The organism is Paenibacillus sp. PAMC21692, from assembly GCF_014303795.1.
GTDB classification, from domain to species: domain Bacteria; phylum Bacillota; class Bacilli; order Paenibacillales; family Paenibacillaceae; genus Pristimantibacillus; species Pristimantibacillus agaridevorans.
Genome location: NZ_CP060293.1, coordinates 563,166 through 576,033, shown reverse-complemented (window position 1 = coordinate 576,033; position 12,868 = coordinate 563,166). Strand labels below are relative to the sequence as shown.

At 53.1% G+C, this 12,868-nt stretch carries 9 protein-coding genes; all 9 read left to right on the top strand.

Annotated features, from left to right (window positions below):
- The first annotated feature begins 222 nt into the window (after nt 1–222).
- Complete coding sequence (locus H7F31_RS02300; RefSeq protein WP_187102835.1) at nt 223–588, top strand: MGMT family protein; 366 nt, start codon at nt 223–225, stop codon at nt 586–588.
- A gap of 30 nt (nt 589–618) precedes the next feature.
- Nucleotides 619–1,461, top strand: a complete 843-nt coding sequence (locus H7F31_RS02295) for a sugar phosphate isomerase/epimerase family protein (RefSeq protein WP_187102834.1) — start codon at nt 619–621, stop codon at nt 1,459–1,461.
- Between the two features lie 187 nt (nt 1,462–1,648).
- Complete coding sequence (locus H7F31_RS02290; RefSeq protein ID WP_187102833.1) at nt 1,649–3,436, top strand: CotH kinase family protein; 1,788 nt, start codon at nt 1,649–1,651, stop codon at nt 3,434–3,436.
- 290 nt (nt 3,437–3,726) lie between these two features.
- The gene (locus H7F31_RS02285) at nt 3,727–5,547 is read left to right on the top strand and encodes a cache domain-containing sensor histidine kinase (protein WP_187102832.1); all 1,821 of its coding nucleotides are present in this window, start codon (nt 3,727–3,729) and stop codon (nt 5,545–5,547) included.
- Nucleotides 5,525–7,138 (top strand): response regulator, encoded by a 1,614-nt coding sequence (locus H7F31_RS02280; protein ID WP_187102831.1) that lies wholly within the window; start codon nt 5,525–5,527, stop codon nt 7,136–7,138. The genes H7F31_RS02285 and H7F31_RS02280 overlap by 23 nt, the downstream gene beginning before the upstream one ends.
- Before the next feature lie 117 nt (nt 7,139–7,255).
- Entirely contained in the window at nt 7,256–8,950 is a 1,695-nt protein-coding gene (locus H7F31_RS02275) for an extracellular solute-binding protein (protein ID WP_187102830.1), read from the top strand.
- 75 nt (nt 8,951–9,025) lie between these two features.
- Nucleotides 9,026–9,940, top strand: coding sequence for an ABC transporter permease (locus H7F31_RS02270; RefSeq protein WP_187102829.1), 915 nt, complete (start codon nt 9,026–9,028; stop codon nt 9,938–9,940).
- A gap of 17 nt (nt 9,941–9,957) precedes the next feature.
- Nucleotides 9,958–10,854 (top strand): carbohydrate ABC transporter permease, encoded by an 897-nt coding sequence (locus H7F31_RS02265; RefSeq protein WP_187102828.1) that lies wholly within the window; start codon nt 9,958–9,960, stop codon nt 10,852–10,854.
- A 43-nt stretch (nt 10,855–10,897) separates the two neighbouring features.
- A complete protein-coding gene (locus tag H7F31_RS02260; protein ID WP_187102827.1) occupies nt 10,898–12,859 on the top strand; it encodes a glycosyl hydrolase family 28 protein in 1,962 nt (653 codons plus the stop codon).
- The last annotated feature ends 9 nt before the right edge of the window (nt 12,860–12,868 follow it).

The window sequence follows — 12,868 nt, the reverse complement described above, 5'->3', positions numbered from 1 at the left end:
GATTTAAGTCGGCGGCATCGATCTAAAGTTGGCCGACTGGCTGCTTTTCAAGATTTAAGTCGGCGGCATCGATCTAAAGCTCGCCGACTGTCTGCTTTTCAAGATTTAAGTCGGCGGCATCGATCTAAAACTCGCCGACTGTCTGCTTTTCAAGATTTAAGTCGGCGTCGTCGATCTAAAGCATTCGAAAACCGAAAGAAGAAGATCAGGGGGAGGGGAACCATGCAGCCTTTCACGAAAGCCGTTATCGACATCATTAAAAGCATACCGGAAGGGCGCGTGATGACATATGGCCAGATCGCGGAGCAAGCCGGCAGTGCCAGAGGAGCACGGCAGGTCGTGCGCATCCTGCACAGCATGAGCGCGGCGCATGGACTGCCTTGGCATCGGGTCGTCAACGCGAAGGGAGAAATCGCGGTGCAGGACGACGAAGCGCGTTTCCAGCAGGAGCTCTACCTCGGCGAAGAAGGCGTCGAGGTGGAGCGGGGAGGACGGATCGACTTGAATCGTTACCGTCATTGGCCCGAAGAAGGATTTAAAGAGGGATTTTCTGCGGCTGCCGAGGACATGCGGGACAAGGATGAATAAACAGACAAGCAGGATATGGAGGGGAAAGGGATGTCGGTAGGCATATTAGCTCATTTGTTAGGCAGGCAGCCGTTTCAGGAACTCGCGGCCAAGATAGCCGCAACGGACTGCTCGTATGTCCAGCTCGCTCTCAGCAAGGCGATCTCGGACATAGAGTTTCCGCTTGGGGCGCTGAGTCCGGGACTTGCCAATGAAGTCGGAGGCGCGTTCGCGAAGCATGGCGTCGGAATCGCCGTGCTGGGCTGTTACGCGAGTCTGATCGACCTGGATGACGAGACTTACCGGTACAATGTGGATCGCTTTAAGGAGCATCTGCGCCATGCGCGCCATTTCGGAGCGCCGATCGTCGCAACAGAAGTGGGAACGCCGCAGGATGCCGCGCTTATTCCGCTATATCGCGAACGGCTGGATCGTGCCCTGGACGAGCTGGTGGAAGAAGCTGAGCGCTGGGGAGTCACGATCGGACTGGAAGCGGCGCAAGGCCATCTGATCGATTCTTCGGAGACGCTTGCTGCTGCGATCGAGCGATTTCCATCGTCTTGCGTAGGCGTCGTGCTGGATCCTTGCAACCTGATGAACGGCGGCAACTTCGAGCGGCAGGAGGATATCGTTCGCGAGGCGTTCCGATTGCTGGGGCCCCGGATCGTCAGCGCCCATGCAAAGGATTGTGTTCGTTCCGAGGACGGGAACAGGCTGCAGGGGACGGCTGCAGGCCTTGGCGAGCTGCAATACCCATTGTTCTGGGAGCTGCTGGAGCGGTACAAGCCTCATGGCTTCGTTACGTTGGAAGACGTAAATGAGGCTCAGTTGCCGGCCGCGGCCCGGTTTGTAGTGGAAGGCCGACGCGCGGCGCGGGTTCGACTCTCTCAATAAGGGGCGACACATATATACATATATAGAAGAAGACTCCGATGCGCTTGTGGTCAGCGCCGGAGTTTTTTCTATTTGGAGCTGTGCAATCGTCTACCGCAATTATTACTGGCGGCGGTTCAGATTCATTTAAGAATAGGGGGTTACAATGGGGCTATGACCAAATAAGTGTGGAAAGAGGGCGATCGCAATGCAACGATGGGGTGAAGCGAATAAGATCCTGGCAGCTTTCTTGTGCTTGGCCATGCTGGCGGCATGCAGCTTTGGAGGAAGCCGTCAATCGGGTACGGCATCGGCTGCGGGTTATGCCGCGGAGATGGAAAAGACGGAGGTGATGTCGATCTCTATTGAAGCGGACGAGACAGAGTGGCAGGGAATGCTGGATACGGCGACGGAGGAGCAGTATATTTCGGCGAGTATTACAATCAATGGATCCACGATCGAGAATGTCGGGATCCGCCCGAAGGGCAACTCCAGCTTAAGGCAAGTGGCGGGCGACGATACGACGGATCGCTACAGCTTCAAGATAAAGTTCGACGAATACGTCAAGGATCAGACCTGGATGGGTCTCGACAAGCTGGTCGTCAATAATATGATTACGGATAACAGCTACATGAAGGAGTATCTCAGTTACGACATTATGAGCTATATCGGCGTGGACGCCCCCTTGTTTGCCTTCGCCGACATACAGGTGAACGACCAGGAATGGGGCTTCTATCTCGCCGTCGAAGACATCGACAGCGGTTATCTTGCCCGCGCCAAGGGAGACGAGGGCGAGCTGTACAAGCCGAACAACGACAACAGCGGCATGGGCGGCGGTATGATCATGCCGGGCGGCAACAGGCCCACGAACGACGGAACGGCTATGCCCGGCGGAGAAGCTGGCAGCGGAGAAACAGCCGATGAGGCAGCAGGAGCTCAGGGTCAGCTGGCTCCGGGCACCGGCGGAGCAAATGGAGCGCCTCCGCAAGGAGGGTTCGGCGGCATGGGCGGAGGCAACCGCGGCGGTGGCGGCGGTATGAACGGTGGAGGCAACGGCGTCTCGCTGGTGTATACCGACGACGAGATCGCCAGCTACTCCGCGATCTTTGACAACGCGGAGACAAAGACGACGGAGGAGGACCATAAGCGTGTCATCGAAGCGCTGAAAAATTTAAGCAGCGGTACGGACTTGGAGAAGTACGTGGACGTTGACGCCGTTCTGCGATATTTTGCGGCTCATACGGTTGTTGTCAATATGGACAGCTATACGTCCAACATGGCACACAATTACTACCTCTACGAGAATAACGGGCAGATCAGCATGCTGCCATGGGATTACAACATGGCGTTTGGCGGCTTTATGGGAGGCTCGGCTTCGGATGTGGTCAACCAGCCCATCGACACGCCGGTGACCGGTGTAACGCTAGAAGAGCGGCCAATCCTCGGCAAGCTGCTGGAAGTGGAGGCGTACAAGGCGAAGTATCACGAGTACTTGCAGGAAATCGTCGACGGCTACTTTGCGGACGGCAAGTTCGAGCAAAAAGTGCAGAGCTTGAACGAGCTGATCGCGGAGCGCGTGAAGGCGGATCCAAGCGCTTTTAACACATATCAAGAGTATGAGGCGGCTGTGACGGAGCTGATCAAGCTTGGCACGCTGCGTGTCGAGAGCATACAGGGGCAGCTGGATGGCGACATCCCGTCGACGTCGGAAGGGCAGCAGGCTGCGCCGGACCGTCTCGTCGATGCGTCTTCGGTCGATCTCTCGAAGCTGGGCGAGAACGGTCCGGGCGGTCGCGGCGGAATGGGAGGCATGGGATTCGGCGGCTTTGAACGCGGTCAGGGCTTTGGTGGTCAAGGCGGCCCCGCAGACCGGATGCAAGACAACGCGGGAGCTCGCGGGCAAGCAGCCCCGACCGACGGGCAGACAGGGACGCAGACTGACGGGCAGACAGCGGCCCCGACCGATGAGCAGACAGGGGCGCAGACTGACGAGTAGACAGCGGCCCCGACTGGTGGGCAGACAGACAGGGGTGCAGGAACATGCAGTCCCGTCTGTGTGGCGGAGCAATAAACCGCGCGGCAACGATCAGATGCTCCATCTAGAGAAGGCCGGAAAATTCCCGGTCTTCTCTATTTTTGTAGTTTCCTGCTTTTTGCGCCCCGATATAACCGCCTCTAGCAAATTATCGCTTATGGTCAGCGCCGTTTGATCCCCTTTTTCGTCAAGCATCAAAGACAACGACAGCCCTTCAACCTTATACCATTAAAATTATCAGTATTCCTAAAATGCCGCCTTATGGTAATCTTGGAGAAAATGGAGGTGGGATTATCCGTACGGGGCTGGGCAAGCTGAAGAGCTCACTGTTGTTCCGCATTGCCATCATTTTGGCTTTGCTGCTGATACCGATTGTCTTGATCGGAAATAACTTCTACGCCGGGGGGCGGGAGTCGCTGCGCCGCGAAATATCCAATTCGATGGAGTCGCGGGTTGAGGCGAATATACGTGCGATGGAAAAGGAAGTCGAACGGATTCAACTGCTGCAGTTCGATCTGATTAACGACGAGTTCCTGAACAAGCTTGCGGTTATTCCGGACTATATGAACAAATTCGACAAAAGCCAGGCAATCCTGCGACTGCAGGACAGGCTGTTTGCTCTGAAGAACAGCAGCGTTTACATATCGGATGTGTCCGCTCATATCCCTTCCATCGACCGCACGATATCCGCTATGCAGGGGGCCGGCGCGATGGCTCGCGAGCAATTCGACGCTACCCGCGATCTGGCTCAGAAGAATCCAGGAAAAGCCATCTATGTGCTCGGCGGCATCCCGTACATCGTGCTCGTTCATGAGGTGCGGGATCTGTACGAAGGCGAAAATGCGCTGTATTCCATCATTGTGGAGCTTTCCCCGAACGAGCTGAGCAAGTCGTTATCCGCCCTGGAAAGCAGCGAGAATAGCGGCTCCGTGCTAATCGATCCGAGCGGCGAATTTATCGTTCGCACGCATCAGTACGAGAATCCGTTTTTGGAACGGTATATCGACCGGTATAAATCGGGCGTGCCCGGCGGATATGAAAAGATAAGCAGCGTGGGGAAAGGCGACGATCACGTGCTCGTATCCTCTCGCTTTTCGCCATTGCTCGGTTTCTCGCTCATTCATTATATCCCCGAGAAAAGCCTGTTTAACAATTTGTACCGTTATCAGCAACTGTTCTGGGTATTAATAGCGGTGTTTTTCGTCTTTATTATCGTTCTTTGCTTTTCCCTGTACCGAATGATCCACCGGCCGTTATTGGCGCTTTTGCAGGCGTTCCGAAAGATGGAGAAGGGGGATTTGGACGTGGCGGTCGCCGTGAACAGCCGCAGCGAATTCGGTTATTTGCTTCAAGGCTTTAATAAGATGTCCCGCCAATTGCGGGAACTGATCGAACAGGTGTATACACACAAAATATTAGTGCAGCGCGCCGAACTGAAGCAGCTTCAGTCGCAAATTAACCCTCATTTTTTATATAACAGCTATTTCTCCCTGTATAACATGATAGCGGTGGAGGATCATGACAGCGCCAAGCAATTCGCCTCGCAAATGGGCAGTTATTTGCGGTATATTACCCGCAATTCCTCGGATGAGGTTCCGCTTTACGAGGAGGCCAGGCACGCCATGATCTACGTGGAAATTCAGGAACGGCGTTTCCGACTGCGGATGAAGGCGCAGTTCGGCGAAGTGCCCGAGTCCTACCGGGCGGTTTTGGTACCGCGGCTCATTCTTCAGCCGTTAATCGAAAACGCCTTCGAGCATGCGTTCGATCATATCGAGGAAGGCGGTCTTCTAGCCATTTCATTCGAGGAGGCGGACGATTGCTTGCTGATTCTGGTGCAGGACAATGGCCCTAACTTGGATAACGAACGGCTGGAGAAGCTGCAGCGATTGCTGGAGATGGATGACAGCACGATCGAAACGACCGGTCTTCTGAACATTCATCGAAGATTGCGTCTGAAATACGGGGAAAGCGGTGGAATCGGCATTAGGCGCAGCCGTCTCGGAGGATTGGAAATTCGCTTGGCGATATGGAAGGGGGAGAAGGAACATGCTTCGATTGCTGATCGTTGACGACGAGCCTGATATTGCGGACGGTCTCTACACCCTTTTGGAAGAACGGTTTCCTTTCGAGCTGGAATTGTACAAGGCTTATTCCGGCAAGACGGCGCTCGAATGGATAAGGAGAGGGAAGTTCGACATCGTGTTGACCGATATCCGGATGCCCGTTCTAAGCGGACTGGAGCTGCATAAGCACATTCGCCGTTTGTGGCCGAGATGCAAGGTCGTCTTTCTGACGGGGCATAGCGAATTCGATTACGTGTACGAGGCTATTCAGTATGACAATACCAGCTACCTGCTAAAGACCGAAGGTCATGAAACAATAATGGAGACGATCGGCAAGCTGACGGAGGATATTGCGGGAGAGCGGCAGATCGAGGGACTTATGGCCAAAGCGATGCAGCAAATGGAACAATCGCTGCCGCTGCTGCAGAACGAGCTGTTAAGCGAGCTGCTCCACGGCGAAGCCGACGTTATGCCGGACTTAGCCGGACAATTCGAGGAGCTGCGCATGCCGCTCGATCCGCGGCGTCCCGTACTCCTTATGATGGCCAAGCTTATGGCATCTGACCGCGGAGCATGGAAAGCCGGCAAGACGCAGCTTCATGCGGGAATGAAAGCGATCGAGGATCAGTACGGTTATTCCCGTCTGCTTATGAGGTATATATTTGTCGGCAAAGACACGATCGCCTGGTTCGTACAACCGCCGGCAAGCAACCCGGACGAGCAGCCGGAAGAGCCCGCCATGTGGAGCGATATTCAGCTGGCTGTCCGGGATTATGCGGAGAATGCGGAAGGCGTCTTTCTGCGCTCCTTCGATATTTCGCTGTTCTGCCTGTTGGACCGTTCGCCTTGCGAGTGGGAGGATATCGCCGACCGCTGGGCGATGTTGGAGCATGAATGCAATCGTCAAGCCGGCGACCGGAACGGACTCGTTCAGGTGGAATTCGACGAGACGGAGCTTTATCGGGCGAAAATGCTGCGCAAATCGGATCTGATGGGCGACTATTTGGCCGCCGGCCAAGAAGAAGCCTTAGATGCCGAGTGGAAGCATTTCACTGCCGAGCCTGTGCGGATCGAATCGGTTTATGCTGCGCTTTCGCTCGTTTTTCTGCGTCATATACACCGCTTCAATCTGCACGAGCGCCTATCGGCTCATATTGATTTATCGCCTTTGCTGCAGCCTTCCGGCCTTCCGCTTGATTCGGCGTCACTGATCGGCTATTATAGCCGGCTGGCCCAAACGATTTTCGAGCTGCAGCGGCAGGATCAGACGGAACGCCGGGACCGGACGATCGATCTGTTGAAGGGGTATATCCGCGATCACCTGGGCGATGACCTGTCGCTCATGCGTTTATCCGAGGTTGCCGAGTGGAATCCCTCGTATTTGTCCCGAGCGTTCAAGAAGGCGACGGGCACGAATGTGCTCGCCTACATCCATGAGACGAAATTGAAGGAAGCCATGCGGCTGCTGCTCCAACCGGATATGAAAATTCATGAAATCAGCGCAACGCTCGGCTTTATTTCACCGCCGCATTTTACGCGGTTTTTCAAGAAAGCTAGCGGTTTTACGCCGCAGGATTACCGGGCGCGCGGTGAATGATCGAGGTAAAAAATAGGTAAGCGAATGTAAAGAAACGGCCTGTTACGAAAGTTTATGTAACGGGCTTATACTTGATTCAAGCAAGTGACAGCGTTTACAGCATAAGGGGGATGAAACATGAAACATGCAAGTCTAAAGCGTTACCTGCTATTCGCCGCGGCTGTACAGCTTCTTTTCGTAACGGCATGTAGCAGCGGCACGAACGAGGGAGCTGGCGGGAACAAAAATGACCAAGGTGCAGGGAATAGCATAAACGAACAAACCGCTGCCGACCCGCTGGGCAAATACGAGTCCAAGATTGAAGTGACTACGGCCAGGTGGCTGCCGCCGTCCCTTAAATTCGAGAAGGGCGACAGTATCGACAACAACATCTGGTACCGCTCCTATGAAGAGGAGCTGGGCATTAAGCTTGTCAATAAGTGGAGCGTTCCGCAAACCCAATGGCAGCAAAAAATGAATGTCACCATTGCCTCGGGCGATATTCCGGATATTTTGACGGTAAACGCCAATGAGCTGAAACGGCTTGTCGACGCCGATATGGTCGAAGACTTGACGGCCATATTCGATAAGTACGCTTCGGATAAAACGAAGGAGGTCATCTCCAATGACGGAGGAAACGGCATTAAAGCTTCCACATTCGGGGGCAAGCTGCTTGCGCTTCCGGGCGTAACGTTTACCGGCACCGGCGCCCAAATGCTTTGGATCCGTCAAGACTGGCTGAAGAAGCTGAATCTGACGGAGCCGAAGACGATGGAAGACGTATACAAAATCGCTGAAGCGTTCGCTAACCAAGACCCGGACGGCAACAACCAAAAGGATACGATAGGGCTCGGCGGAATCAATAAGGATCTGAATTCCATGATGGGCTTCTTCGAAAGCTTCCATGCTTATCCCGGCCGTTGGGTCAAGGACGGATCGGGGCTGGTGTACGGGGACATTCAGCCGGGCCTCAAGCCTGCGCTGGAAAAGCTGCAGGAGATGTTCAAGGCCGGTCTGATCGATCCGGAATTTGCGGTCAAGGATCAGGCCAAGGCATATGAGCTGATCGCATCCAACAAAACAGGGATGTTTTACTCCGGTGAAGGCGCCGTATGGTGGCCGCTGACCGATCATTACAAGAAGGAAAAGTCCGATTGGAAGCCGTATCCGCTGATCTCCTTTGACGATAAGCCGGCCAGCACCTCGGGCGGCGTTCCGGTCGGAAACTACTACGTCGTTCGCAAAGGGTTCAAACATCCGGAAGCGCTCGTGAAGCTGCTGAATTTTGCGGTAGAGAAGCAATATGGTCCGGAAGGGCGGCTGGACGCATACTGGTACGGAGGCGAAAACAAGGAGATCAACGTATCGGCTTTTGCGGCAGTCATTATAAGCGACCCGCTGGAGCTCATCAATATTCACCGGGGCGTTCAGGCATCCGTGGATGCCGGGAAGTACGTGGATAATCCGATTGCCGACGTGAAGCATCATTATGATCTTTACCAGCTGTGGTTGTCCGGCAAATTCAAAGACGGCAATGAGGAAGGGCAAGCCTGGTCTTCCTATAAGTGGGCGGGCCCAAAAGGCGGCATGAACGTAGTAAGCGACTATGTGAAGGATAACAGGTACCTGGTTGACGAATATTCGGGTCCGAGCACGCCGACGATGACAGCCAAGAAAAGCACGCTGGACAAAATGAAGCAGGAAGTGTTCACGAAGATCATCATGGGCCAAGCGGACATCGGCGAATACGATAAGTTTGTCGCTGACTGGAAGAAGCTGGGCGGGGACGATATTACAACCGAGGTCAATGACTGGTACAAAGCCAAAAAATAGACGGAAGAACTTGGGGGAGGCGGGCTTGTCCTTGCTTCCTTCTTGCTGACTTGACTACACAAAGGAATGATAGCGATGCATGCGGCTGCCGCCAAAAGAAGACTATGGAAGAAGTATCTCCCTTTGCATCTAATGCTGCTGCCCGGAGTTCTCTTGTTGATATTTTTTCATTACATACCGATGGCCGGAATCGTCATAGCCTTTCAGCAATTCATTCCTTCCAAGGGCTTTTTCGCTTCCAAGTGGGTAGGCTGGGATCAATTCGAATTTATGCTCCAAATGCCTGGTATCGGCCAGGTGCTTTGGAACACGATCTATATCGCCTTTCTAAAAATCATATTCGGCCAAATGGCGCCGATCGTTATGGCTTTGCTGCTGAATGAAGTGCGGAAATCATCGATTAAGCGAACGGTTCAGACACTCATTTATTTGCCGCATTTTCTCTCGTGGGTTATCCTGGGCGGGATTCTGATCGATATTCTCTCCCCTTCGCAGGGGCTGCTGAACGAAGTGACGGGCTGGTTCGGGATGAAGCCGATATTTTTTCTCGGCAACGATAAGCTGTTTCCTTACGTGCTTGTCGTCACGGACGTTTGGAAAGAATTCGGGTTTGGCACGATCGTTTACCTAGCGGCTCTTACGAGCATCAATCCAACCGTGTACGAAGCAGCCGTCATGGATGGTGCGGGCAGATGGAAGCAGACGATCCATGTGACCTTGCCGGGCATGCTGCCGATCATCGTGCTGATGGCGACGCTGAGCCTCGGCGGCGTGCTCAATGCGGGCTTCGACCAGGTGTTCAATCTGTATAATCCGCTCGTGTACCGGACAGGGGATATACTTGACACGTTCGTCTACCGGCTTGGCCTTATCGATGCCCAGTACGCGGTTGCGACAGCTGTCGGCCTGTTCAAATCGGTCGTCTCTTTGATTTTTGTCGGAGCCTCTTACTGGCTGGCTTACCGATTAGCTGGATACCGCATTTTCTAAAGAAAGGAGAAGCATTCATGGACATCAACGACTCGCTTGGACGTAAAATTTTTCTCCTCTTCAACAATGTATTTCTGATTGTTTTGGCTGTGGTTTGCTTGCTTCCGCTCATTAATATCCTCGCGTTGTCCTTCAGCTCCAGCTCGGCGGCAACGGCGGGTGCGGTGAAGCTGTGGCCGGTTGATTTTACGTTGAGCTCCTATAAATACGCGCTGTCCAAACCGGAATTTCTGCAATCGCTGCTGGTTTCCATAAAACGGGTTGTCCTGGGGACGGTCATCAGCTTAGCGATCGTCATTATCTCCGCATATCCGCTGTCGAAGGAGCGGGCGGATTTCCCCATGCGAACCTTTTATGTGTGGTTTTTCTTTGTGACGATCCTGTTTAGCGGGGGACTCATTCCTGCTTATATGGTCATTCGCAACTACCATTTGCTCGATACGATCTGGGCGCTTGTTCTTCCGGGAGCGGTGGCAGTGTTTAATATCGTGCTGCTGCTCAATTTCTTTCGCGGTACGCCGAAGGAAATTCAGGAGGCCGCATTTGTCGACGGCTGTACCCACTGGCAGCTGTTGTGGAAAATCATGGTTCCGATCTCGATGCCCGCGCTGGCGACCATTTTGCTTTTTACATGTGTCGGTCAATGGAATTCCTGGTTCGACGGCCTGATTTATATGAACTCGCCGGCGAATTATCCGCTGCAAACCTATTTGCAGACGCTTGTCGTAAGCACGGAGATGTTCACCGCAGGAGGAAACTTGACGGCAGAGGATATGAAGGCGCTGGCGGAAGTATCGGACCGTACGACCAAAGCTTCGCAAATCTTTATGGCCGCGATGCCTGTTCTGGTCCTTTACCCTTTTCTGCAAAAATATTTTATGAAGGGCATCGTGCTGGGCAGTGTGAAAGGATAAGGCTGCGGATCGTCTGAACATGATACGGAGAGGATGGTATAGGATGAAGGTGTTGGTGATGATGCTCTTGATGGCAGCTCTGTTGGTCAATGGAGAGGTGCTTGCCGCAAAGCCGCAAATGGGGAAGGCCCCGGCGGAAGTCGTTACTTGGAAAACGCCCGAATGGGAAGAGAACGACAGCTTCTCGGTATGGGTGCGCGGGGACGGGAAGAAAGCCTGGAAGGAACTTTACGTATACAACGTAAAGAACGGCGAACAGAAGGAACAGGACGTTCCTACGGATGCGGCCATGGTGAACCTTGACTTTACCGGTACGGTAGAATTTAAGGTGACTTATCATCCGGCGGAAATAAAGAAATTTGAAATTCGGCCGAGCGCCTATCCAATCAATGCCAGAAAAAAAGGCAAGCACACCCTCTACTTTACGCTCACTCAGGACGACAAGGCGCCTTTAAAGCCTACGATCATGATAAACGGCAGCTGGAGCGAAGGTAACTTGCACATCCTTTCCAATACGCCTGATAAAAACGTTCCATCACCGGATGCAGAGAACGTGTACGTCGTAAATCCGGGCGATCCCGTTCCGCTTTATTTGCCGGACGGCAAAAATACGTATTACTTTACGCCGGGTGAACACGAGCTGCCTAAGGGCATGTGGGTCGAGCTTGATCTCGGGGACATCTTTCAGCTGGATAAGTTCGATTTCGTGCAGCCGTTAACCGACTCCCAGTGGTTCGCCAAAGGACCGCAGCGCTTCATTATCGAGGCCAAGGAGAAAGCGGAGGATCCGTACGTGCGAATATATGACGGACGCGAGAACCGGAAGGAAGGGACCGTTACCGACGTATTAAGAAACGTGAAGGCCAGATATGTAAAGCTTGTCCTGCTCGGCAATACCGGTTCCAGCCATTATGTTATGGCTTCTCTAGTAAGCGAGTTCCGGCTCTATAAGAACGGCGATTCGACGAACATCGCAAAGGGGAAAGCGGTCAGAGGAGCACTCTCGGGTTATGAAAATATCGTCGATGACAACGAGTCCACTTTTTATATGTCGTCTACGGGTTATGGCAATTGGCATGCGGGTGAAGCGTTTTACGTAAGTCAAAGCGCCACGACCGTTTATTTGGCGCCGGGGTCGGTCGTTAAAGGGTCGATTTCCGCAGATGACCGGAATAATATCACGATCCGGGGGCGCGGCATCTTGTATGGCGGAGAACTTTTGCGGCCCCGAAATTATGCCGAGGGGCGAAGCGGAGCGATCTGGATTACGAAAAGCGCAAATTCAAAGCTAGAGGGCATTACGCTGATCGATTACCCCATGTGGTCGGTTGTTATGAACTTTACGGACCAAACGACGATCCAAAACATCAATTTTTTCGGCTCCATGGTAAATGCTGACGGCATCCACCTCTCGGGCAGCAAAAACGCTCGTGTTTCAGGCGTATTTATAAGAACGACCGACGACAATTTGGTCATGTACCATTACGGGAAGACATCGAATATTACGGTTAAGGATTCGATATTCTGGGCGGACAACGCACGTCCCATATTGCTGGGCCTGGGCACCACGCCGAACGCTTCGATCGATCAAGTAAGCTTTGAAAATATCCATATCTTGAATCAGCGCGGCGTATGGGATCTGAATAAATATAACGGCGCCATTCAACTCTGGGCCACAGGCGGAAATAAGATAAGCAATGTTCGCTTTAAAAATATCCAAATCGACGAGTTCGAAGCTCCCGAGGACTCCATGCTGTTTCAGATCAAGACGGACGAATTCGTACCTGGCGTACCGCTTGGTTCAGTGAGCGGCATCGCCTTCGAAGATGTCTTCTATCGCGGCAAGCTTCCGCGAAAATCGTTGATTTACGGCGTCGACGACATGCATAACGTGCAGGATATCCGGTTTACCAATGTTAAACTTAACGGTACGAAATTGTCCGGGAACAATATGGAAGAGTATATAGAAGCCAAAGGATATTATGAGGATATAACGTTTGAGTAGAGTCTGATC

Excerpts from the sequence above, each read along its gene's own strand:
- H7F31_RS02275 (WP_187102830.1), top strand. The coding sequence starts at position 7,256 with ATGAAACATGCAAGTCTAAAGCGTTACCTGCTATTCGCCGCGGCTGTA.
- H7F31_RS02270 (WP_187102829.1), top strand. The coding sequence starts at position 9,026 with ATGCATGCGGCTGCCGCCAAAAGAAGACTATGGAAGAAGTATCTCCCT.
- H7F31_RS02300 (WP_187102835.1), top strand. The coding sequence starts at position 223 with ATGCAGCCTTTCACGAAAGCCGTTATCGACATCATTAAAAGCATACCG.
- H7F31_RS02295 (WP_187102834.1), top strand. The coding sequence starts at position 619 with ATGTCGGTAGGCATATTAGCTCATTTGTTAGGCAGGCAGCCGTTTCAG.
- H7F31_RS02260 (WP_187102827.1), top strand. The coding sequence starts at position 10,898 with ATGAAGGTGTTGGTGATGATGCTCTTGATGGCAGCTCTGTTGGTCAAT.
- H7F31_RS02285 (WP_187102832.1), top strand. The coding sequence starts at position 3,727 with ATGCCGCCTTATGGTAATCTTGGAGAAAATGGAGGTGGGATTATCCGT.
- H7F31_RS02280 (WP_187102831.1), top strand. The coding sequence starts at position 5,525 with ATGCTTCGATTGCTGATCGTTGACGACGAGCCTGATATTGCGGACGGT.
- H7F31_RS02265 (WP_187102828.1), top strand. The coding sequence starts at position 9,958 with ATGGACATCAACGACTCGCTTGGACGTAAAATTTTTCTCCTCTTCAAC.
- H7F31_RS02290 (WP_187102833.1), top strand. The coding sequence starts at position 1,649 with ATGCAACGATGGGGTGAAGCGAATAAGATCCTGGCAGCTTTCTTGTGC.